This is a genomic window from Vibrio sp. S17_S38 (assembly GCF_014694375.1).
Lineage (GTDB): Bacteria > Pseudomonadota > Gammaproteobacteria > Enterobacterales > Vibrionaceae > Vibrio.
In genome coordinates, this window is sequence record NZ_JAAUWW010000027.1 from 1 (window position 1) to 23,681 (window position 23,681).

Sequence of the window (23,681 nt, forward strand, 5' to 3'; positions counted from 1 at the left end):
GTTAACATAATCACCATCCAGTTTTGTTAAAACTGAATGATACCAAGTGGATCAATTTTCAATTGGTGTTAGTGGATCATTTTTGCACTGGTGGTGACAATTATTCTAAGTTGTATACACAAATGAAGAATAATACAGAGGAAGGACACCCCGATATTAAAGTGGCATTTTTCTTTCAACAGCATGATTCATCGAATCTATGTCGTATTGATAAGGCTTGGATGGAAAAGGAAAAACACTATGAAGAGTTTCATATTCCTGATAATCAAGAATTGATTGTTCCTCTAGATGATAATTTACGCCAAGTAGGACCTTTGGTTTACATTAATACTGAAGAGGGAAAACAGTGTGATTTCTCGATGGTAGTGATGACTAAGCAGCCTTTATCTGGTGATATCAATTACGATAAAGTAAAAAGCTTAGTACCTCAAATGGATAATATGCTTGATGATTTAGGCGGTATGTTTTCTCGTTGGTTTTCACCAGATATTGTTGGCTTGACACTTGAATTTTCTAATTTAAATACTGGGTGGATTGCTGTCACAGATGGGCAGGACATTGAAATTAGAAATGGTAAGGCATTGATTAAGCTAGCAGAGTTAAAACCAGGTTCTATTTTACACCTTCCTAAACCAACATTTAGAACACTTCCATTATTAGAAAAATAGAATGTTTTCGTTGTCTGTTTACGAAATACTAATCTTAGAAACCGAATGGATACAAAAGTATTCATTCGGTTTTTAAATTTGATACATTTAATTTGAATTTTGGGTGATTAAAGCCAAACAATGTGTTCTTTTAGAGCCTAATTTACTTAAATTAGCGTAATAGTTCAGGTATTTTATTCATGATTTTTCCAAGTTATACATCCAAATTCCTGTGTTGCTCTGTAAACGATGAAAATAGACTATAGACGTTCTTATTCAGAGTTCAGGTTAGTTAGATATTACTAACATCTAACTGCATTTTAGGATCAAAACGTATGACATCTTCATCTGGCATTACAGAGAGTTGTGGCATTTCTTCTTTATCAAAACCAATATCCCCACCATTAATAACTCCAGAATCACGATCTATGGATTTAAAATCAAATAGGTCGTAGTCGGCTAAATGGCTTGGAACTACATTTTGTACAGCTTTAAACATAGTTTCAATTCGACCAGGAAAGCGTTTATCCCATTCATTAAGTATTTGCTTAATATTTTGGCGTTGTAAATTTGGCTGTGAACCACATAAATTACACGGAATGATAGGGTATTCACGTAAATCGGAATACTTGATAATATCTTTTTCACGGCAATAAGCTAATGGGCGAATGACAACATGCTCGCCATTATCGGAAACCAGTTTTGGTGGCATCGCTTTTAATTTTCCACCATGAAACATGTTCAGGAATAATGTCTCTAAAATATCATCGCGATGATGGCCTAAGGCAATTTTTGTAGCGCCAATTTCTTTAGCTGTACGATATAAAATGGCACGACGTAAACGTGAGCATAAAGAACATGTAGTTTTACCTTCAGGGACTTTATCTTTAACAATTGAATAAGTATCTTCAGTGACGATTTTGTACTCAACACCTAGTTCATTAAGGTAAGAAGGAAGAATATGATCAGGAAAGCCTGGTTGTTTTTGGTCTAGATTTACTGCAATCAGATCAAAGTTAACAGGAGCACTCTTCTTTAAACTCATTAATATATCTAGCATGGTAAAACTATCTTTCCCACCAGATAAGCACACCATGATACGATCACCATCTTCAATCATATTATAATCAGCAATGGCTTGTCCGGTACTACGACGAATACGTTTTTGTAGCTTATTGAAGTCATACTGTTTGGTTTTAGCCTCAGATTTAGCTTCTGGTGTGATATTTTTATTTGAACTCATGATGATAGACCTTAACTTACCTAAACGCTTATGTAGTACATATTTTCAATACATAAATGAAGGCAGTATCATACCCACAAATAATAAAAGAGCAATACGACGTAGTTGCTCTTTTAGAGTAGTGGATAATGTAATGATTACTTAATTATTAGGATCGAGTGGGCTGATATAACCGTGCGGTTTAAGGGCAAGAATATCACAGTTAATTTTATCGATGACATTTTCCGCGGTGTTACCTATAAAGACCGCAGATAATCCAGTTCTTCCTGTTGTGCCTATAATAACAAGCCCTGCACTAACTTCCATAGCGACTTTAGGGATAACATCTTCGGGGAGTCCTTCAAGAACACGAGTATGTTCTTCATCAATCCCATATTTTTGTCGCAGTGCCTTCATTGAGGTTAAATGAAAACCTCGAACAGCATCAGTATAAGAAGTTGGATCAAATTCAGGTAACTCAACCGTCACATTTGCTGGAGTAACGGGGTAAGAGTTTGCTAAATAAACCTCTGCATTAAGGGGCTTTGAAAACTTAATGGCTTGTTCTGTCATATAGTGATTTAGTGATACATGTGATTCACTTTCAGATCCAACATGAACGGAGGCGACAATACTCCCATTGAGAGGCCAATCATGATTTTTGACTAATAGAACAGGGCAAGGGCATTTACGTAATAAATGCCAATCAGTCGGTGTGAAAAATACAGTCTCTAAGGTATCGTGCTTTCTCGTCGCTTTCAGAAGTAAATCATGCTCACCCGCAAATATCTCACCAATGATTGCCTCAAATGGGCGATGATGCCAAATAACTTTAATCGTGAACTGAATACCAGCTTGAACGTAAGGTGCGGAAACCTCCTTCATCCACTCTTCACGTTGTTGTATTACACCTCGACGCATAGCATCACGTTCATCAGAAGATAACATTGATGTCATGTCATAAGAGAAATCATAAATTGAAAGAAAGAAAGTAATAGGTGTAGAGGTTGGGAGATCTCGAACAATTTGAAAAGCACGTGAAAGTGCAGATTGCTCAGTGTTGTTGACGTCAGCTACGACTAAAATGCTTTTATATTCATCCATAACAGCTTCCTTAACTTTTCAATATAATCAATATACGAGTTTGTCTCTCACTAACTGTAGCTGAATCTTGTTTATTTTTTAAGTACATAGATCAATCTTTAAAAAGAAAAAGGTCGAATACATCATATATTCGACCTTTTAACTATTTGATTTGACGATTGTTAATCATTCACTACACCAGCTAACTTCTGTAGTTCATCATGGTTATTAATCGTAATGTATTTGCCTTTAACCGCTAAAATATCGCTTTTTTGAAAGCGGCCTAATAAGCGGCTGATAGTTTCAACAGTTAAACCAAGATAATTACCAATGTCACCACGAGTCATGGTTAAACGAAACTCTCGAGGGGAGAAACCACGTTGAGAAAAACGTGTTGATAGACTAAAAAGAAATGCAGCTAAGCGTTCCTCTGCATTTTTCTTTGAAAGCAGTAGAATCATATCCTGATCGCCTTTGATTTCATTACTCATCAAACGCATGATTTGTTGACGCAATTTAGGCATTTTACCTGATAGGTCATCTAAGTTTTCATATGGTATTTCACATACCATGGACGTTTCAAGTGCTTGTGCAAAGCTTGGGTGTGAATTTTCGTTAATTGCATCAAAACCAATTAAATCACCCGCAAGATGGAATGCAGTGATTTGTTCATCACCTTGTTCCGTAATTGTGTAACTTTTGATCGTGCCAGATCGAATCGCATATAAAGATTTAAGCTCATCACCTGCTTTAAAGATTTCTTGGCCTTTTTGAATCGGCTTTTTTCGCTCAATAATTTCATCTAACTGATCCAGTTCAGAATCATTTAAGGTGAAAGGAATGCATAGCTGGCTGATACTGCAATCCTGACAATGAATTGCACAGCCGCCAGATTGGACAGGTTTCGTTTTTGAATTATCTGAAATCATAAATTACCAAGCGTTATAATTGATATGCATCAATATTTTAGCAGTATCTAAACCCAAAGGATAGTTGAAAGTAATAGGTGGTTGGTTTAATCAGTAACAATATGATTTTTTTAATTTCTTATATAAAGTTTTAAATTTTCATAAAAGCTTAAAAAGTGATTCATACAATTGAAACAGACCATAAATGAAGAGAAATGCAGCACCTAATCGGCGAATAAACAATAGACGAAGCCAAGTTTTTAACTTTCCAGTACTAACCCCAACAGCAAGCATTAAAGGAAGAGTACCTAAACCAAAAGATAGCATAACTAAAGCCCCTTGTTTGGCACTACCTGCGGCAGCAGACCAGGTCAGCATTGAATACACCAAACCACAAGGCAACCAGCCCCAGATAAACCCAAAAGGAATGGCATAGATAGGGTGCTTAATAGGCAAAAGCTTCTGCCCTATTGGTGATATATACTTCCATATGTGTTGTCCAGCCTTTTCTATATGGAGTAATCCTTGCCACCACTGCCCAATATAGAGGGCTAGAATAATCATAAATAAAGACGACATGATCCGTAGCCATACCAAGGAATTATTGACGCCTGAATATTGTATGACCGTTGATAAAGACCCCCCAATAAGTGCACCTATTAGGCTATAACTTGAGATTCGACCTAGGTTATAGAAAAGGGGATTGAGCCAGTTAGATTTTATTGAGGTTTGACCCAAATTCATTAACCCTGCTATACCACCACACATTCCCATACAATGACCAGCACCTAATACACCAATCAAAAAAGCCGCAATCCAGTCTTGTATCATGGTGCCTTTTCATCCGATTGATGGTTTACTTTCGGTTTATCTTCGTTGTCATCAAAAAAAATACTGTGTCCTTGGCGATCGAGATCATCAAACTGATCACTTTTCACTGCCCAGATGAAAATTGCAACCGCAATGCATACAAAGACGATAGCAATAGGGATTAAAATATATAAGCTTTCCATTATTTTAATAGCCTTAATGAATTGGTAACTACAATAATAGAGCTGACAGACATTCCTAATACTGCAATATATGGTGCAACAAATCCCATGACGGCAAGAGGTAAAATAACGAGATTATATCCAAGTGCCCAAGCAAGATTTTGCCTGATAATACGGCGAGTAAAAAGAGCTAACTGCCTAGCACCTAAGATTCGGTCTAGTTTATCACCCAAAAGAACCATATCAGCGGATGCTTTAGCAACATCTGAACCTCCACCCATCGCTACAGATAAGTGAGAACCTGCCAAAGTAGGGGCATCATTTATACCATCCCCGATCATTAACGTTATTTTAGTTTTATTCAGCTCTTTTAAATAATTCAGTTTGTCTTCCGGTTTAGCTTGAAAAACATAATCTTTAACACCTAAACTCTTCGCTACTTTACTGGCGCTAGATTCAGTATCGCCCGTTAAGATGCTGATATCCAATCCTTTAGATTGTATCGCTTGAATAAAATCAGGCGTTTCAGGTCGAATGGGGTCACTGTATTCAAAGCTAGCAATCAATTGACCATTTGATGTTAAATAAATAGTCGAAGCTTTTGATGATAGTTTCACTGCTTGTGGCGATGGATGCACTAAGGAAAATTCCAATGTTCCAATACGCCACTCCTGATTTTGGTAGAATCCAGACAAACCAGAACCTATAATATTATTCACCTGAGTAAACTCTATAGAAGTATCCAACTTATCATGAAATGCCTTTGCGATGGGGTGATTGGCATGTTGCTCTAAACCTGCGGCAATACTTAAACATTGTAATGTGGTTAGATTTCTCTCGATAGCCAATGAGCTTAATGTCGTTTGATCTATATGGATTTCACCAGTAGTGAGAGTGCCAGTTTTATCTATTACAATATGATTCACTTTACATAAAGTTTCAAATACATGGCCTTTACGTAATAAAATACCTAGGTTCCCTAAACGGGAAGTTGCACAGGTTACTGCTGTTGGTGTTGCTAATGAAAGCGCGCAAGGGCAGGTTGCTACCAATACGGAAAGCATAATCCAAAATGCAGATTCTGGCTGATATTGATGCCAGTAAACCCAAGTAAGTAATGCAACAATGAGAATGGTAGCAACAAAATATTTAGCAATACGATCCGCTATTTCTGCAATTTTAGGCTTTGAGAATTCAGCTTCATCTTGAAGACGAACAATATTAGAAATCATAGAATCAGCTTTATAGCGCGTGACTTCTAAATCAAAAGATTCATCAACATTGATAGTGCCAGCAAAGACAAAGTCATCAACTGTTTTTAATACAGGGATAGATTCGCCAGTTAACATAGATTCATCAACTTGAGTTGTCGAATTGATTATTTTTCCATCAGCCGGAATATGCTCGCCAGGTAGAACTCGAACAATATCACCAATTTGTAAACTTCTGACTGGAATTTGTGAACCATCGATTTTTCTTGCCATGGCAGGGATCAATTTCAATAAGTTTGCACTTGCTGTGGCGGCTTTTCGACGAGCCCGCATTTCTAAAAATCGGCCAATAAGTAAGAAAAAAGTAAACATTGATATGGATTCAAAAAATACTTCACCTTTTCCTGCTATCGTCGCCCACAAACTTGCGGTGTACGCAAAAATAAGAGCAATTGATACGGGAACATCCATGCCTAAACTGCGAGCTTTTAAACTACGCCATGCATTAAGGTAAAAAGGTTGAGCGGAATAAAGTAATACTGGAGTTGCGAAAATCAAACTTACGTAGCGTAGATATTGTTTGAACTCACTATCTAGATCTGAAAATACTTCAAAATACAAAGCAACAGCCAGCATCATGACTTGCATTGTGGCTAACCCCGCAACCCCAAGACGATAAAGGTATTGCTTCATCATTTGATGATAGCCTTCCTCTTGTTTATTTGGCTCAAATGGTGCCGCTTTATAACCTAACTGGTGAATGATTTTGAGAAGTTGGCTTAGTTGTGTTTGAGTGTCATCCCAACTTAAAATGGCGCGGCTGGTCGTTATATTGACTCTTATTTGAATAACACCACCCTGAGAGCCTAATTGTTTTTCAATTAACCAAGCACAGGCCGCACATGATATCCCCTCTAATGAGAGTGTTATCTCGGAAATATCCTCGCTATAGCGAACAAATTCACTCTGCACTTCTTTATTATCGTAATGGATCAGCTCTTTAAGTTGCTCAGGGACTAGGTCCGCTTTTTCAGCAGTTGCGGTGCGATATTGGTAATAAGAAACTAATCCGCTGCTAATAATGGTTTGGGCGACAGATTGGCACCCAGGGCAGCACATATCCCTAAGCTCTCCTAAAATCTCAATGCTAAAACTGGCTTTATCGGGAACAATATCACCGCAGTGATAGCATTCTTTTGATGCCGATTTTTTTATCATGATGAGCCTTAATTTAGTAAAATGGTCGGAGATTCTGAAGGAAAGGTAACTTTGCCTTGAATTAACCATTCACTATCATGAGGTTGAAGTTTCACAAACCATGGGCCTTGAATGGGTGATGATAAACTGATGCGATATCGCCCATGCGCATCTGATGTGATCGTTTGCTCAAAATCGCGATCCGGTAATGTTCGATGAGTAAACGATACATTGAGAGCAGGATAGAATGTTAATGAACCTCTATCTAAAGTAACTTCAATACCCGTTGCGGTTGAAATAACGGAGGCTTTTAGCTTAAAAGCTTTTGCTACATGAATTTTAGTTAAGTCGACGTTAATACCTTTACCTTCTTTATAATAATCTTCAGAGACCAGATTAACGCTATTTTTAACAAATAGGCCTAAGGTCACAAAACTACCAACAACGGCAGACAGTGGAAGGAATAAAAGGAACCACGGCCAGAACTGCTTATACCAAGGTTTTTGCATAATATACTCGTAGGGCAAATAAACAGCCCCAGATCGAGGCTGTTTGAACATGTTATTATTTTTTTTGCTCAGTAGATTGGGAATTACTTAAACTCCAGACGTAAGCTGCAACTAATTGCACTTTATCTTCACCTAGAATATTTTCCCATGCTGGCATTACGCCTTGTCTACCGTACATAACGGTTTCAGTAACATCTGCTCGTGAATCACCGAATAACCAGTCATTATCAGTCAAATCAGGTGCTCCGAATGCAGGGTTACCTTTACCATCGGTTCCATGACAGGCAATGCATGAAGCAAAACGAATTTTACCAGCAGCAGCTTCACGAGCGTTGACTTTACGTCCAGATAAACTCAAAACGTAACTCACAACATCACGTGTACCATCTTCACCTAATAACTCTCCCCAAGCTGGCATTGCACCATGACGACCATATTTAATCGTCGTGATAATAGCTTCTGGCTCACCACCATATAACCATGCGCTATCGGTTAAATTAGGAAAGCCTTTTTGCCCACGAGCATCAGAACCATGGCATTGAGAACAGTTTTGTAAAAATAAATTCTGTCCTACTTTTAATGCTGCTGGATCTGAAGCTATCTCAGCCGTAGGCTTATAACCGGTACCTGCTTCGTTATAGGCTAAACGCTTAAAGGATTTACCATAAAATTTATTCGCAGAATCTAATTCTCTGGCATATTGATCTAACTGTTTATTATCTTGTGCGTTTTCAATCGCGGCATTCAATTCAGCTACCGTTCTTACCTGTTGAGGTGAACTTGTCCAACCTAATAAGCCTGGGAAATTACCTAAACCAGGGAATAAGGCTAAATAGACGGCTGAAAAAAGAAAAGCGGAGAAGAATAGGTAAGTCCACCATTTGGGCAGCGGATTATTAAGTTCACGAATACCATCGTATTCATGGCCCATATCTTCGCCTTCCTCCACTCCCATCTTATCTTTTAAACACCAGATCAAAATCGCAGCAATACCGAAGATGGTGCCTAAAGTAATAACTGTGATCCAGACGCTCCAGAATGTAGTCATAGCTCCATTCCCCCTTGTTTTTTGTTCTCTTGTGCAGCAGGTTCATCATCAAAAATCATGTTGGCTGCTTCATCAAAGCGCGATTGGCGCTTTTTACTTCCGTAAGCCCACCAAACTACGCCGCAAAAACTAATGAAAAGAACAACAGTCCAAATACTATGCATAGCTATAATATCCATTTGATTGCGCTCCTTATTTCATCGCATGGCCAAGTGATTGAAGGTAAGCAATAAGAGCATCTAGCTCTGTTTTACCTTCTACATCTTTTTTGGCATTCGAAATATCTTCATCGGTATATGGGACACCAAATGAATCACGGAAAAGACGCAATTTCTTTTCTGTTAATTCACCGGTAAGTTTGTTTTCAGCAAGCCACGGATAACCAGGCATGATTGATTCAGGAACCACTTCTCGAGGATCTATTAAATGTACACGATGCCATTCATCAGAATAGCGACCACCTACACGGGCTAAATCAGGTCCGGTACGCTTTGATCCCCATAAAAATGGATGCTCCCATACTGACTCACCAGCAACAGAGTAGTGACCATATCGCTCAGTTTCAGCTCTAAATGGACGAATCATCTGGCTATGGCAAACATGACAGCCTTCTTTAATATAAATATCGCGACCTTCCATTTGCAGAGCAGTGTAAGGTTTTAAATCTTCAACAGGCTCTGTAGTTTGTTTCTGGAACATTAGTGGAGTGATTTCGACTAATGCACCTAAACTAATGCCAAATGCCATTAAAATTGCCAATAAACCGACGTTTTTCTCGACTATTGAATGGCGATTCTTATTAGAACTCATACGATAGCCTCCTTATAAAGCCGGTTGTGGAATAGATTTCAAGCTATTATCTGGTGCGCTAATAGTTTTGTATGTGTTGTAAGCCATCAAAAGCATACCTGATACAATAATGACACCACCGATAAAGCGAACTAGATAGAAAGGGTGAGAAGCCTCAACGGTTTCAACAAAACTATACGTCAATGTTCCATCAGAATTAACCGCACGCCACATCAAACCTTGCATGACACCTGAAATCCACATCGCCACGATATACAAAACAGTACCGATAGTGGCAAGCCAGAAATGCACGTTAATCAATTTAATTGAATACATCCGCTCTTGAGCAAATAGCTTTGGAATCAAATGATAAAGAGAACCGATCGTGACCATAGCAACCCAGCCTAATGCGCCAGAATGGACATGACCAATAGTCCAGTCAGTATAATGGGACAGAGCATTGACCGTTTTAATTGCCATCATCGGGCCTTCAAAGGTAGACATACCATAGAAAGATAATGAAACAATTAGAAAGCGAAGAATGGGGTCATAACGTAATTTATGCCATGCACCGGATAAAGTCATAATACCGTTAATCATCCCCCCCCAAGATGGGACAAATAATAGGATAGACATGACCATACCTAGAGATTGGGTCCAGTCAGGAAGAGCAGTGTAGTGAAGATGATGAGGACCAGCCCAAATATAAAGAGAAATCAGTCCCCAGAAATGTACTATTGATAATCGGTAAGAGTAAACTGGGCGTTCTGCTTGTTTTGGCACGAAGTAATACATCATTCCTAAGAAACCAGCAGTTAGCAAGAAGCCAACCGCATTATGTCCATACCACCACTGAATCATAGCATCGACAGCACCAGAGTAAATGGAGTAAGACTTTCCAAAGGAAACCGGAATGGCCATGCTATTAACAATATGAAGAACAGCAACGGTCAGAATAAAGCCACCAAAGAACCAGTTAGCAACATAAATATGTGATGTTGTTCTTTTAACTAAGGTTCCAAAGAAGACTATCGCATAAGAGACCCAAACAATCGCAATCGCAATATCAATTGGCCATTCTAATTCTGCGTATTCTTTACTGGTTGTATAACCCAAAGGTAGAGAGATAACAGCGGCTAAGATTATTGCCTGCCATCCCCAGAAAGTGAAGGGTACTAACAATCCACCAAAGAGGCGGGTTTTACATGTTCTTTGCACAACATAATAAGATGATGCAAATAGGGCACTAGTGCCAAATGCAAATATAACTGCATTGGTATGTAAAGGACGTAAACGGCTGTACGTTAACCACGGCGTATCAAAGTTAAGCTGTGGCCAAACTAATTGAGCAGCAATTAAAACCCCAACGCTCATACCAACAATTCCCCAAAGTATTGTAACTAAGGCAAATTGACGTACAACCGTGTAGTTATAATCATGCTCAAGCTGATGTTCTTGGCTCATCTTGAATGCTTCCAATCTTATAATTAACTACATAGCATCAACACTAAAATAGTGTTGTAATATTACCCAAATCATAATGCCAAGTTAAAACACCAACTAGCAACAATGATTTTAAATAAAAGCAACATTTTCATCGTTACTATACCTGAGATACCAATAGGTTAATCGTACTTCTTCCTAAAAGTTTGAAGTAAGTTACATAGGAATATAGACATGGCAGCTGAAAAACTGACAAAAGCAAGACTTGCACAAATTATAGCAATATTCACAGTGTTGCTAGTGGCATTCACTTGGCGTAGCTATCACTATGAAAGCAAAGGTAAATCAGCTATTGAGTGCCAAATAAACGAGTCTTGTTTTATACAGATAGAAAAAATGAAACTAGATGTAACATTTAGTGAATTTTCGCCTTCTAAAATTATGATTTCACTAAGTTCAAAAGAAAAACCTAGGCAGAGCCTTGAAACAATAATTATTAGTTCAACGTTATTAAAATCCAGTAAGGTAAACCTTAAGTTACGAGATTGGATAATAGACATTAATTTACCAATAAGATCAGAATGGTTGCTATCAGTACCAAATGGAAAATCTATTTTGATTTACTTAAACAAGCAGAAAACGTCAGACAGTTAATTAAGATAAAACTAGCATGTGAGATAGTCGAGTGAATAGTTAAGTCACATAATAAGACCCTACATTTAACATAATATACATAATGCGTACTTAGTATGTGTGTTGGTCCAATTTAGTAATTTACTCTAGCATTAAACCTGTCTCTACTTATATGGCTCAATCTAGCTTTAGGCTTCGAAACATTGTTAAGCAATTGAATTATAGGAGATTTTTCAGTCTAAGGTTTTACTAAATAGCCATATGCTTGTCAAATAATTTGGCTGTTGGTATGAAATTCAACAGCCCTAATACTTTTATTTTAAACTTTGATAATAAGCAGCAACATTTTTGATGTCATCATCAGATAGCATGCTGGCCATTGGTTTCATTACAGGGTCTACTCGATCACCAGACTTAAATGCTTTTAACTGTTTCTCTAAATAAGCAGCATTCTGCCCGTGTAAATTAGGATAAGTAGGAACCAAAGCTTTACCATCTGGACCATGACAAGACGCGCAGACTGCTGTTTTAGCCTTTCCGGCAGCAATGTCAGCGGCGAATGCTGGCGTGGCAACTAATATCGCTAATACAATAAAAGACAGTTTTTTCATATTTCATTACTCCAGTGAATTTAGCTTTATATTTCCATACAAACTACGACAATTATAAAAACAAAGATGTATACAATCTAGCATTGAAATGAAAGAATTCAAAAATTCATTGGTAAAAATGTAATCTTCATCAAAGAAAAAATTAAAAAATACTGTTTTGTAATGTATTAAAAATCGAGAAGCTTACTTAAGTCAGCCTTAAGGTTAGAGACTTTTTTATTGGCTTTTTCACTACGGGATGCCTCAGAGACTAAATATTCAATTGCATCTGATAATGTACAGCCCAGTTCCTGAGAACGTTCAGATAGCTTCTCCCATACGGCATAATCTAAATCAATGGATTTTTTCTTTGTATGCACATGCTCTGCGTTAAAGTGACGCTTTCTTTTCGCTCGAATCGCCTGCTTCATTTTGTTATGAAGATCGGGATTCATATGTTCATCCATCCAATTAAGCACTTGATTTGGTTGGTGCTCAAGTTTTTTTAAACCTTCAATTGCTGCCATGGATTCACTAGTATCTTGATACCGAGTGATTAATTCCCCGTCTTTCCATTTACGGATTAAATATTGCCACTTCCAACCACATTCTAAATTGTCTAATTGCTGATATTTCATCACTAGTCCTTTATTGTCCTTATTTATGGTGACAGCGTAACCATCCTTGGGCTTTTTCTCAACATTTATGATCACATAATGGTATGTTTTGAAAGATTATTTATAAGTAAGGTTAAATTGCTTTCACTTTCCATTTAAATCCAGTCCATTGAATAACAAACCGCTATAAGGTTAGGCTATTTTTCTATATACTTCCTACCCTTTATAGACTTATTGAAATCAAATTACGAATGATTAAAGAGCCTTGGCAATCTGCAATACCTGACTTCTCTCAATATGAAGATATACTTTCTTCTTCCTCTCATGAGGCGGTAAGTTTTTTAACGATGCAACCGCGGCTAAAAGCTGCATTTACTCAGTTTGAAAAACTTAATGGTTTTACCCGATTTTTACTTGTGAACTCTCCCGATAACCTCGTGTATAGACAGTTTATTCAAAATTCATTATTTGAATTACAAGCAAATAATCAAATCGTTAAAACGGCTCCAATTATTTGTACTGAAAGTATTGAGCCAGAAATTTTATTTGGTCAATATGAAGCTGTTGATGGTGAAATTAAGCAACAATCACTAGGTTTATTGCAACAAGCAAACCATGGCTATCTTATAATTTCGTCCAATATTATTTTAGCGAACCCACGAATCTGGCCAATATTAAAAGCTGCAGTTTTAGGTTACCCATGCTCACCAATCTCTTCTGATCCTAAGCACATACTGTCTGAACAACCAACTCAGACTTATGATATCAAACTTGTGATTGTTGGCGACCGAATGCAGCTAGGTGATTTAGATATATTTGATGCCGATATTCGCACACAATTATGTTTATTTGCTGAAATTGAAGAAGATTTAAAGCTAGACCATTCTTCATTAGCTTTATATTTAAGCTACATATCTGGATTGGCAACCCAAGCGAAACTACCTCTTCCTATAGGTTTAGCTGCTTGGCAGGAATTGCTAAATGAAGCGGCGAGACAAACAGAAGATCAACAGCGCATGCCGTTATGTCCAATCTGGCTTAGAAATATATTAGCTGAGTCTGCTATTGAATCGAACCAAGCACCGATAGAGGCTGTACACATACAACAAGCCATTGATAATAAAGAATATAGACAGTCGTATTTACCTCAGCGTGCACTGGATGACATTTTGGATGGACAGGTAATAATCGAAACTCAAGGTGAGCGAATTGGTCAAGTCAACGGGTTAACGGTCATTGAAATCCCAGGTCACCCTGTCACTTATGGAGAGCCTGCGCGTATTACTTGTGTTATACATTTCGGTGATGGTGATGTTTCCGATGTTGAACGAAAAGCGGAATTAGGTGGTAATTTACATGCGAAAGGCATGATGATTATGCAGGCTTTTTTAAGTAGCGCACTTAACCTTCAAGAGGCACTCCCTTTCGCGGCTTCAATTGTATTTGAGCAGTCTTATAGCGAAGTTGACGGTGATAGTGCATCACTTGCTGAACTTTGCTCTTTAGTTAGTGCCCTTTCTGAATGCCCTATTAACCAACAAATTGCGGTGACAGGCGCGGTGGATCAATTTGGTCGAGTGCAAGCCGTTGGTGGTTTAAATGAAAAAATTGAAGGTTTCTTTCATGTATGTCAGCATCAAGGATTAACTGGAAATCAAGGTGTCGTTCTACCAAAAACGAATTTAAAACATCTTTCTTTACATAAAGATGTCGTTAGTGCCATTAAAAATGAACAATTTCATTTATGGTCCGTTGAGTCAGTTGATGAAGCTTTACCATTAATTTTTGGAAAGGCCTTTCGTGGTGAAGAAGAAGATACCATATTGAATAAAATATCTGAACGCATTGAGCTATTTGATAAGCCAGAGAATATGTCCTTTGGATTTTTGAATAAGGTCAAAAATATTTTAGGTATTTACTGATCGGACTTGTTTAGCTTACACGTGTTCACTAAGATACACAGACTATTTTTGGAGTAATTTAATAATGCAAAATAAACGTAACTCATATAATCGTGACGACCTTTTAGCATCAAGCCAAGGTGAATTATTTGGCCCTACAGGCCCACAACTTCCTGCACCAAACATGCTAATGATGGATCGCATCCCTACCATTACTGACGAAGCTGGTTCAGGTGATTTTGGTAAAGGTTTAATTGTTGCTGAACTCGATATCACTCCAGATTTGTGGTTTTTTGATTGTCATTTTCCTGGTGATCCGGTTATGCCTGGTTGTCTTGGTCTCGATGCTATGTGGCAGCTTGTTGGTTTCTTCCTTGGTTGGGTTGGCGGCGAAGGTAAAGGTCGTGCTTTAGGTGTTGGTGAAGTTAAATTTACTGGGCAAGTATTACCGACAGCTAAAAAAGTGACTTACGAAATTCACATGAAGCGAGTTGTAAATCGCCGTTTAGTGATGGGCTTAGCCGATGGACGCGTATTAGTTGATGGTAAAGAAATTTATGTCGCGAAAGATTTGAAAGTAGGATTATTCCAAGATACTTCTTCTTTCTAATTAAATAGAGTTAATGGATAAGTCAGCGTTTATCGCTGATTTATTTTAACCACGATATTTAGTTATAGTGCATTATAATAGTAAAATAAAGGCTCCATTAAAATAACCCAATGGAGCCAAGGCTGTTTATATTGAGTTATTTAATCATGCCCGAATGTTTATCATCACGAGCATCACGCCAACCACCAAGCCAATTAGATTTAGCATCTGTTTGTTGATATGGGCAGTCATCCATCGAACGTCCATTTAAGCCAGCTTTATAACCTTGAGATTGGGCTCTGTCTAAACGATCGCGTTTCTGTCTCTTCATAGTACAATCCTCTTACTTTAAATTTAGAAAATAGCTATGAGCTGCTATTTATAACAGCACTTTTAAAGTGTCGGACAGTTTTGACCTTTTCTCAAGATCAAAAAAAATCGGACTATCTTTTTGTGATAGTCCGATAACTTTGACAAAGTTTAACGCTTAAACTATTTTTTTACGGAACTTTTACGTCTAAAACCAATAAAACCTAATAAGGCTAAAGCCAAAACGCCAATGCTACCCGCAGAACGCTCTACTTTAGGATTCTCTCCACCTCTAGCGGTAATATCGGAACTAGTCGTTCCCGCAATAGGTACCAGTTTAACCGCAACAAGTTTTTCTTCTCCATTACCGTCCCCACAATATGAATTATGGGTTGTATTATCATAACCACCTGCACATTTCAGCGCGGTAGCTGAAATAACACCATCATCATTAATACCAGTAGCATTAATAATACGGTATTGATTATTTTTAGAGTCTGCATTATCACCATTAGTTAAATTATCTAACCACCATGATTTGCCTTGGAAAATAGCCAAACGTTCAGCATTTGTTCCAGTTAAATTCAATGGGTCAATGAATCCACGACGGCGACGTTGTTTACCATCGGTCTCTCGATCTTTTTCAGCATCAATAGAACCAACAACTTCATTAAAATTGTTGATATCATTGGCCTCACCACCCGCACCAGAAAAGAAGATATCGCCAGTTAAGTAGACGGCATTAGGTGATTTATTTGCAGAACCTGTCGCTGCATCGGTATAAAACAAACGATTATTAGCCGCGCCACTATCTGGATAGCGACCACTACGTTTCGTTTCACCAATAGCAATTAAATTGCGGTTCATTGCTTTAACTAAGCTGTTGCTGTAAATATAATCGCCATCATCTTCTACGCCTGCGCCATTAACAAAAACACTTGTCCAAGCATTTTCGCTAACAGTAAAACCATCTGAAGTTGTTGGATAGAAAACAGCGGCTTCCATTAATAAATTATCATCATCACGACGTGTATTGAACCCAGCAAGAACAGGCAACCCATCGAATGCAGCCACATCCGACACCGCAGCAGTACGAGCACTACCTTGAGCAGCTGAGTCATCACGATTTGGTTCTGTTGTTGCTTGTCCTATCCAACTAGAAACTGCATCTCCCTCTACTACAGCATCAGGCGTAGTGCTAGTAACATCCCAATAATACGCTTGTGTTGCAAAGGCAAAGTTCTGGCAATCCATCAGTGATGCAGGATCATTTGATGTTGTACATTGGCTTAAATCACCACCGTAATTTTTATCATCATCATTATTATTAAAAGGAGCTACAGAGGCCGAGCCCACCACATAAGTTTTACTACCAGTTCCATCATCATACGCAAATGAATCGTAAGCAAAGGTGCGCCCCATTTGTTTAACTACAAAAGGTTGGGCATCATCCTGGCTCGGTAATAATTGGGAACCACCGAAGAAACCACGTTGGCGGAATGCGAGTGCATAATTACCATTAACGTCAAAATAACCGCTACTGGTAATTCCAATTGGCGTGTCACCGTCAACTAAATTAGTAATCACCGTATTGGCAGTACCGGGGACAGCTGAACCACCACCAGGAATATGATCAGCTTTAATTGGAGCTGTGAGTATTCCTGATGAGTCGAACGCCGACGCATTACTCTTATAATTAGCATCATAAAAAGCCCTACGTTCTCGCTCTAATCCTCCAGCTGATTTATCGCCACCGCCATACCATTGATCATCAGCCCAACTATCACACGTATCATAGCCAAGCTGCCTATAGCAATAATTTTCTAAATCGTCACGGTCTAAATAGGTAAACGTATTATCAACTTTAAACGGTACTTCATCTTTATATGGAAGACCTTCTGTACTATTGCGTGTTTCACCGGCTAACGAAAAATTATCGCATGTTACACCTGATGCAAAACAGCCTAACTTATCAGCATCGGTAGCCGTTGTTAAATCAATACCCTTAGATTCAATAGCACTACCATAATATTGATTGGCTTTAATGTCTGGCGTAACTTCAACTACATTATAAATAGCAGCAGAAGCAGAGTGAGCCGCCAATAATGAGGCGGCAATAAATGTTAATTTAAATGTTGTTTTTGAAATCATTAATAGCTTAGTTCCATAATAGTGCTAATAATTATTAGCTCTGCATCGATTCCAGTTCTTCCCATCGCTCAAATGCAGTTTCTAATTCTTGTTCAGCAGCGTGTAAACGATCTAATATAGATTGTGTCTTATCGCTACTCTGGGCAAAGAAATCAGGTTGATTAACTTGTGATTGCAATTGTTCTATTTCGGCTTCAAGAGTTTCCAATACTTTAGGTAAAGCTTCGAGTTCTCGTTGCAGTTTATAAGATAACTTCTTCGATTTCGTCTCTATCGGTTGAGGTTTAGGACTTTCTTCAACTGCTGTGCTTTCTTTTGCTGCTTCTTTAGCCGGTGAACTGTTAGTTACAGTATCACCTCTAGTAGCCAAAACTTGTAAACGTTGAGCTTGAGCATCGTGATACCCACCGACAAATTCTTCAATCTTACCTTCACCTTCAAAAATCCAGCTGGTTGTCACTGTATTATCAACAAATTGACGATCGTGACTAACAAGAAGCAAAGTACCCTGATAGTTGGCAAGTAAATCCTCTAAAAGTTCCAATGTTTCGATATCTAAATCATTGGTTGGCTCATCGAGTATTAATAAATTGTTCGATTTAAGGAATAATTTTGCTAATAGTAAACGGTTTTTCTCACCACCAGAGAGTGCTTTTACTGGTGTTCGAGCACGTTTAGGCGCAAACAAGAAATCTTGCAAATACCCTAGAGCATGACGAGTGCGACCTCCGACTGTGACTTCTTGTTTTCCGTCGGCTAAGTTATCCATAACCGTTTTTTCAGGATCTAGAATTTCACGATATTGGTCGAAATACGCCACTTCTAATTTAGTACCGCAATGTAAACGGCCAGAATCTGGTTTTAATTGGTCAAGTAGAAGCTTCAATAACGTACTTTTCCCACAACCATTTGGTCCAATAAGTGCAATGCGATCACCGCGCATGATATTAAAGCTGAAGTCTTTGACAATGGTCTTGCCATCAATTTGGTAATTAATATTTTCAGCCTCAAATATGATTTTACCAGAACGGTTCGACTCATCTATTTGAATATTGGCTTTACCTACGACTTCACGTCGATCCGAACGCTCTTCTCGCAACTGTTTTAGAGCACGCACACGTCCTTCATTACGAGTACGTCGAGCTTTGATACCTTGACGGATCCATACTTCTTCTTGAGCCAGTTTCTTATCAAATTCGGCATTTTGCATTTCTTCAACGCGTAATGCCTCTTCTTTATCGATAAGGTATTGAGAGTAATTCCCAGGGAAAGAACTCAAGTTACCACGATCCAAATCAATAATACGTGTCGCCATTGATTGGATAAATGCACGGTCATGCGAGATAAAGATAATAGAGCCACGAAAGTCTTTTAGAAATGCTTCTAACCATTCAATCGTAGTCACATCTAAATGGTTGGTTGGCTCATCTAATAGCAATACATCAGGATCGCATACTAGCGCTCGAGCTAAAGCGGCTTTACGCTGCCAACCACCTGATAAGCTAGTAAGTAAAGCATTCTCATCTAAAGATAAAGATGCAAGGATGTTTTTGATGCGGTCTTCTAAACGCCAGCCATCATTATGGTCAAGTTGCTCTTGAACCTTAGCAAGACGGTTGATGTTTTTTTCAGAGGGGTCTTCCATCATTATATCGAGTTGATGGTGATATTCTTTCAGTAACGCGCCAACTTCAGCAACACCTTCAGCAACATAATCATAAACAGTGCCTTCTGCATTACGTGGCGGATCTTGCTCTAAACGAGAAACAACCACATCTTGTGTAATTTGAATTTTCCCATCATCCATAATGATTTCACCAGATAGGACTTTCATCATAGTAGACTTGCCTGCGCCATTGCGGCCAACCAAACAAACTCTTTCGTTTTGTTGTAATGAAAAATCAGCTTTATCTAATAAAGGATGATCGCCAAAAGCCAACTGACCATTATGGATACTAATTAATGCCATTTTGTTTTAACCACACTTGTAATTCTTCAATATTAAAAGGCCAAAATAACTCAATCGGTTGAAGAGCTTCTTTTGGGTTAGCCGTTCTTTCGGATGCAACAGCTTGATAATCAATGTTTTGTATCTTTGTTTTTTCAACGTGATCTTTATCAAAAGCAAGAACAGGAATGGTGACACCGTAACTAGAAAACAATTCATCATCAAAGGCAATATCAACAACATCAACTTTATCACCGAGATTAAGTTGTTGTAGTTGGCTAAATGCCATTTCGCATAAATGACAGCCTGATGTTGAGTAAAGCGTTAACACATATAATTCCTGTTCTATTGAAAATATTCCTTTCGAGTAGGAACACTATTTTTGATGAGTAATAATCCAACAATTATGAATATGCTTATTACGTTCGAAATCTAATGGCCGAGTCTTTTCTGATATATTTTCAGCTTGTAAACCTAACTCAGTTAACCCCTCTAAATCCATCTTAAATTGACGTTTATTATTAGAGAACACAACGATGCCATCTTGACGCATGAGACGTTTCAGGTTTTCCATTAAATTCAAGTGGTCACGTTGAACATCAAAGGTATCTTCCATACGCTTTGAGTTTGAAAATGTCGGTGGGTCGATGAAAATCAAGTCAAATTGGCGATCTTCATGTTTAAGCCATTGCAAACAATCAGCCTGTTCAAATTGATGTGCATTGCCAGTGAAACCATTAAGTTCCATATTACGCTGAGCCCACTGTAAATAGGTATTCGACATATCGACGGTTGTAGTGGATTTAGCACCGCCCGCCGCAGCATGTACGCTCGCACTACCTGTATAAGCGAACAAATTTAAAAAATCTTTACCTGCTGACATTTGCCCTAGGCGACGGCGAGTTAATTTATGATCTAAAAATAAACCGGTATCTAAATAATCTTGTAGATTAACCAGTAATTTCACACCGTATTCATTAACTTGTAAGTATTCAGAATCTTGAGAAAGCTTTTGGTATTGACGCTTACCCTTTTGCTTCTCACGCGTTTTTAAAACAACCTTATTCGCGTCCACACCTAACACTTGGATTGTGGCTCGGATAATATCGGTAAGACGCCGTTTAGCCACTTCTTCAGGAATAGTTTTTGGTGGCGCATACTCTTGAATAACGACTTGATCGAGATACAAATCAATAGCGACATTATAATTCGGCAGATCAGCATCGTAGGCACGGTAGCAATCTAATTGCTCTCGTTTTGCCCACTTACCAATTTTAGCGATATTCTTTTTCAAGCGATTAGCAAACTCTGGAGCAACTTGAGCTTCTTCTCGCTCGGCTTGACGAGGCGTTTCCCCATCGGGATTAACTCGACCAGTAATAGAATAGTTTTTTTGGTGACAGGGTAACGCACCGTTACTCAACTTATACTGCTTATCAGCACGCATACGCAAGCAACTTAATAGTTCATCACTTGCTGAAAATATAGAGGCTTGGCTACCTGAAAATTCACTTTTTAAACGGGCGCCTAATTCAGTGTAGAGCGCGATCAAACCAGGTTCTGTACCTAAACGTTCGCCATATGGTGGATTACAAATAACAACACCAGTATCAAAATCAGCAGGCTTTTCTAGCTTAGCCGCATCACCTAATTGAAATTGGATGATATCGCCTAAACCTGCACGCTTAGCGTTATCTTTTGCGGCTTGCATAACACGACGATCATTATCAACACCAAAGAACTGAGTATTAGTTAGCGATTTAAGACCTTTTCGGCCCTGAACACTGGCTTCGGCTTTAATTTCTGTCCATGTTTCGGATTCAAAATCATTTAATGCTTCAAATGCCCACTTAGGACGTTGCATACCTGGCGCCATATTCGCAGCCATCAATGCAGCTTCAATTAATAGTGTTCCTGAACCGCACATAGGGTCGAGTAATGACAGCGAACTGTCCCACCCACTGCGTAAAATGACCGCACACGCTAGAGTTTCACGCAAAGGTGCAGCCCCCGCTTCTGTACGATAACCACGTTGATGTAATCCTAGGCCAACCATATCGATTCCCAAGATAGCGCGATCGCGATGTAGCCGGACATGAATTCGAAGATCAGGTTGTTCCTTACTAATATCAGGGCGGCCTAAATCTTTCTTAGTAAAGCTATCAACGATGGCATCTTTAACTTTCATCGCTCCGTATTGGCTATTACGGATCTCTCGATTAGTCCCGTTAAAATCAACAATAAGGCGCTTATCAACTGAGAAGTGACTTGACCAATTTACTGCTGACGCCGAGAGATATAAATCCATATCATCATTGCAATAAAACTCGGAAAGGACTTTCACAAAACGAGACGCTAAACGGCTCCATAAGCAGCAACGATAAATTTGAGCGTTGCTTGCAGTAAAGCGTACCCCAGCTTGAACTGGTTTCGCATCAGTAATGCCTAACTGTGTAAGCTCGTCAGCAAGAAGGTTTTCAAGGCCGTTAGATGTGATAGCTAAAAATTGATTCATTATCTCGGTCAGTAACTTGGTAAATGGACCGCGATTATATACTGAAACGCCATACAGATGCGAACATCTCTCACCTGTTAGTACATTTAACTTTATCTCTCTGATTCCAGTTTTATTTTTTAATTAACATACCTTCAAACCAATACATGCACATTGCGCATACCGAAAACAAAAAGAAATACTGGCAGTAAGCACTTATTTGCATTTATATTCAACCAAGAACTGGACTATACCAACTGTAAATTATTGGTGTTTCTTTATTACGAAATGCCTATAAATGAGGAATTTAGAGCGTGGAAGCTGCTATTTTTAGCACAAAAAGGGGCTTGAAATAATTTAAAATAATTGGCGTTTTATGAAAATAAATGGCTTAGGCATCAATGTAATCGCACTTTATACCCAAATCCTTCCCTGCTTTATGCAAAAAGAACATTCTAAATATGAAGTGTCATGACCAAGTAGCTGGCTTAAAGCCGAATAGAATTAGCTAAGAATGGCAATATAGAAATATATCATTGGTATTTGAGGCAAAAAAAAGCCGGCAAAGAAAGCCGACAGAAAAACAACAAGGAACAAAATAAGATAAGTTGATAAACGTTTAGCCAACCATTGCGTAAGTATTAACTTGATGCTGCCGATAAGCTTTAGCAAATCTATCGTGCATAACCTTAATAGGTTCACCAAATTGCATTACTTTTGATTCTGTTAAGCTAAAGTCTCTTAATGAAACAGATACGCATATACTGGCTGTTTCACCTACTTCTACAACCATGAACAAGCCTTCATCATAACAGTTACGCAGATGAACAATCTCGCCTTCTTCAGGTATGAAGTCCCCACCTTGAGAAGAAAAGAACCAGCTTTTAGGCTGTACTGGCTTATGAAATCGACGTGCAGCTACACTATTTAGTGCTAGCTCAGCTTTACGAGGCTCAGATAAAGGGAGAGCATCAACTTGTTCTCTAAAGGTATGGAAGCTATTCGCATCATCAATAGAGAATTCATTAGATTCAAATGCATTATTAACGAGCATTTTAGCCTGAATGTTTACGCTGAAAACCATGTCCTGCCCAAGATCCAACATTAGGGCCTTGGTGGTTTCATTGTAATACCATTTCCATGTATCACTTGGTTTAAGCATTGTCCTCTGCCCCTTTAAAAAATAAAGTGAAAATAGACACTCTACTTCTTTCGTCTATCCCTTAGGTATTTATTCATTTTACAAACGGTTGGGCAAAAAAAAAGAGGAAAACAAATTTCCTCTTTTTGGCTAAAACTGTCAACACCAGTTGAAATCTGATCCACTTTTTTAAAAATTCACCGTTTTAATATTGATCCACTTATTTGCTCAGCTATTGCTAATTTCTAATATTCCAGCT

Annotated in this window: 23 protein-coding genes; 4 read left to right on the plus strand and 19 right to left on the minus strand. The window is 38.4% G+C overall.

Going from position 1 to position 23,681, the window contains the following annotated elements:
• The first annotated feature begins 71 nt into the window (after nucleotides 1-71).
• Nucleotides 72-668 (plus strand): DUF2987 domain-containing protein, encoded by a 597-nt coding sequence (locus HC725_RS15575; RefSeq protein WP_342365959.1) that lies wholly within the window; start codon nucleotides 72-74, stop codon nucleotides 666-668.
• A gap of 271 nt (nucleotides 669-939) precedes the next feature.
• On the opposite strand, the gene ttcA is transcribed toward HC725_RS15575, so the two are convergent.
• From ttcA to ccoN, 11 genes are all read right to left on the minus strand, one after another.
• Nucleotides 940-1,890: a tRNA 2-thiocytidine(32) synthetase TtcA gene (gene ttcA / locus HC725_RS15580; RefSeq protein WP_190332783.1), complete on the minus strand. Its 951-nt coding sequence runs from the start codon at nucleotides 1,888-1,890 to the stop codon at nucleotides 940-942.
• Between the two features lie 141 nt (nucleotides 1,891-2,031).
• Nucleotides 2,032-2,973 (minus strand): universal stress protein UspE, encoded by a 942-nt coding sequence (gene uspE, locus HC725_RS15585; RefSeq protein ID WP_190332784.1) that lies wholly within the window; start codon nucleotides 2,971-2,973, stop codon nucleotides 2,032-2,034.
• A 161-nt stretch (nucleotides 2,974-3,134) separates the two neighbouring features.
• On the minus strand, nucleotides 3,135-3,881 hold the full coding sequence (locus HC725_RS15590) for an FNR family transcription factor (RefSeq protein ID WP_190332785.1): 747 nt from the start codon (nucleotides 3,879-3,881) through the stop codon (nucleotides 3,135-3,137).
• Nucleotides 3,882-4,019: 138 nt separating this feature from the next.
• A complete protein-coding gene (locus tag HC725_RS15595; protein WP_190332786.1) occupies nucleotides 4,020-4,691 on the minus strand; it encodes a sulfite exporter TauE/SafE family protein in 672 nt (223 codons plus the stop codon).
• Nucleotides 4,688-4,873: a cbb3-type cytochrome oxidase assembly protein CcoS gene (gene ccoS / locus HC725_RS15600; RefSeq protein ID WP_190332787.1), complete on the minus strand. Its 186-nt coding sequence runs from the start codon at nucleotides 4,871-4,873 to the stop codon at nucleotides 4,688-4,690. The genes HC725_RS15595 and ccoS overlap by 4 nt, the downstream gene beginning before the upstream one ends.
• On the minus strand, nucleotides 4,873-7,281 hold the full coding sequence (locus tag HC725_RS15605; RefSeq protein ID WP_190332788.1) for a heavy metal translocating P-type ATPase: 2,409 nt from the start codon (nucleotides 7,279-7,281) through the stop codon (nucleotides 4,873-4,875). The genes ccoS and HC725_RS15605 overlap by 1 nt, the downstream gene beginning before the upstream one ends.
• 8 nt (nucleotides 7,282-7,289) lie before the next feature.
• Nucleotides 7,290-7,769 (minus strand): FixH family protein, encoded by a 480-nt coding sequence (locus HC725_RS15610; RefSeq protein WP_190332789.1) that lies wholly within the window; start codon nucleotides 7,767-7,769, stop codon nucleotides 7,290-7,292.
• Nucleotides 7,770-7,824: 55 nt separating this feature from the next.
• Nucleotides 7,825-8,817 (minus strand): cytochrome-c oxidase, cbb3-type subunit III, encoded by a 993-nt coding sequence (gene ccoP / locus HC725_RS15615; RefSeq protein WP_190332790.1) that lies wholly within the window; start codon nucleotides 8,815-8,817, stop codon nucleotides 7,825-7,827.
• Nucleotides 8,814-8,996 carry a cbb3-type cytochrome oxidase subunit 3 gene (locus tag HC725_RS15620; RefSeq protein ID WP_190332791.1) on the minus strand — a complete coding sequence of 61 codons (183 nt, stop codon included), beginning with the start codon at nucleotides 8,994-8,996 and terminating at the stop codon, nucleotides 8,814-8,816. The genes ccoP and HC725_RS15620 overlap by 4 nt, the downstream gene beginning before the upstream one ends.
• Nucleotides 8,997-9,009: 13 nt before the next feature.
• Nucleotides 9,010-9,627 (minus strand): cytochrome-c oxidase, cbb3-type subunit II, encoded by a 618-nt coding sequence (gene ccoO / locus HC725_RS15625; protein WP_190332792.1) that lies wholly within the window; start codon nucleotides 9,625-9,627, stop codon nucleotides 9,010-9,012.
• Nucleotides 9,628-9,639: 12 nt separating this feature from the next.
• A complete protein-coding gene (ccoN, locus tag HC725_RS15630) occupies nucleotides 9,640-11,070 on the minus strand; it encodes a cytochrome-c oxidase, cbb3-type subunit I (protein ID WP_190332793.1) in 1,431 nt (476 codons plus the stop codon).
• Nucleotides 11,071-11,283: 213 nt separating this feature from the next.
• On the opposite strand from ccoN, the gene HC725_RS15635 reads away from it, so the two are divergent.
• Nucleotides 11,284-11,703 (plus strand): hypothetical protein, encoded by a 420-nt coding sequence (locus HC725_RS15635; protein ID WP_190332794.1) that lies wholly within the window; start codon nucleotides 11,284-11,286, stop codon nucleotides 11,701-11,703.
• 293 nt (nucleotides 11,704-11,996) lie between these two features.
• Here HC725_RS15635 and HC725_RS15640 read toward each other — a convergent pair whose 3' ends face one another.
• Nucleotides 11,997-12,293 (minus strand): c-type cytochrome, encoded by a 297-nt coding sequence (locus tag HC725_RS15640; protein WP_190332795.1) that lies wholly within the window; start codon nucleotides 12,291-12,293, stop codon nucleotides 11,997-11,999.
• 167 nt (nucleotides 12,294-12,460) lie between these two features.
• Entirely contained in the window at nucleotides 12,461-12,910 is a 450-nt protein-coding gene (gene matP, locus HC725_RS15645) for a macrodomain Ter protein MatP (protein ID WP_190332796.1), read from the minus strand.
• A 230-nt stretch (nucleotides 12,911-13,140) separates the two neighbouring features.
• On the opposite strand from matP, the gene HC725_RS15650 reads away from it, so the two are divergent.
• Together HC725_RS15650 and fabA are read left to right on the plus strand one after the other, a co-directional pair.
• Nucleotides 13,141-14,811 carry a S16 family serine protease gene (locus HC725_RS15650; RefSeq protein WP_190332797.1) on the plus strand — a complete coding sequence of 557 codons (1,671 nt, stop codon included), beginning with the start codon at nucleotides 13,141-13,143 and terminating at the stop codon, nucleotides 14,809-14,811.
• 64 nt (nucleotides 14,812-14,875) lie between these two features.
• Nucleotides 14,876-15,400 (plus strand): bifunctional 3-hydroxydecanoyl-ACP dehydratase/trans-2-decenoyl-ACP isomerase, encoded by a 525-nt coding sequence (gene fabA, locus HC725_RS15655; RefSeq protein ID WP_190332798.1) that lies wholly within the window; start codon nucleotides 14,876-14,878, stop codon nucleotides 15,398-15,400.
• A 136-nt stretch (nucleotides 15,401-15,536) separates the two neighbouring features.
• Here the strand turns inward: fabA and rmf are convergent, their stop codons facing one another.
• The 6 genes from rmf to HC725_RS15685 form a co-directional block, all read right to left on the minus strand.
• Nucleotides 15,537-15,710: a ribosome modulation factor gene (gene rmf, locus HC725_RS15660; protein ID WP_190332799.1), complete on the minus strand. Its 174-nt coding sequence runs from the start codon at nucleotides 15,708-15,710 to the stop codon at nucleotides 15,537-15,539.
• Between the two features lie 161 nt (nucleotides 15,711-15,871).
• Complete coding sequence (locus HC725_RS15665; protein ID WP_194687989.1) at nucleotides 15,872-17,839, minus strand: DUF3466 family protein; 1,968 nt, start codon at nucleotides 17,837-17,839, stop codon at nucleotides 15,872-15,874.
• Nucleotides 17,840-17,873: 34 nt separating this feature from the next.
• Nucleotides 17,874-19,808, minus strand: coding sequence for an ABC transporter ATP-binding protein (locus HC725_RS15670; RefSeq protein WP_190332800.1), 1,935 nt, complete (start codon nucleotides 19,806-19,808; stop codon nucleotides 17,874-17,876).
• Nucleotides 19,795-20,118, minus strand: coding sequence for a glutaredoxin family protein (locus HC725_RS15675; protein WP_190332801.1), 324 nt, complete (start codon nucleotides 20,116-20,118; stop codon nucleotides 19,795-19,797). Before HC725_RS15675 ends, HC725_RS15670 begins: the two co-directional genes overlap by 14 nt.
• 45 nt (nucleotides 20,119-20,163) lie before the next feature.
• Nucleotides 20,164-22,302: a bifunctional 23S rRNA (guanine(2069)-N(7))-methyltransferase RlmK/23S rRNA (guanine(2445)-N(2))-methyltransferase RlmL gene (rlmKL, locus tag HC725_RS15680; RefSeq protein ID WP_190332802.1), complete on the minus strand. Its 2,139-nt coding sequence runs from the start codon at nucleotides 22,300-22,302 to the stop codon at nucleotides 20,164-20,166.
• 598 nt (nucleotides 22,303-22,900) lie between these two features.
• Nucleotides 22,901-23,443 carry a cell division protein ZapC gene (locus tag HC725_RS15685; RefSeq protein WP_190332803.1) on the minus strand — a complete coding sequence of 181 codons (543 nt, stop codon included), beginning with the start codon at nucleotides 23,441-23,443 and terminating at the stop codon, nucleotides 22,901-22,903.
• Nucleotides 23,444-23,681: the final 238 nt, after the last annotated feature.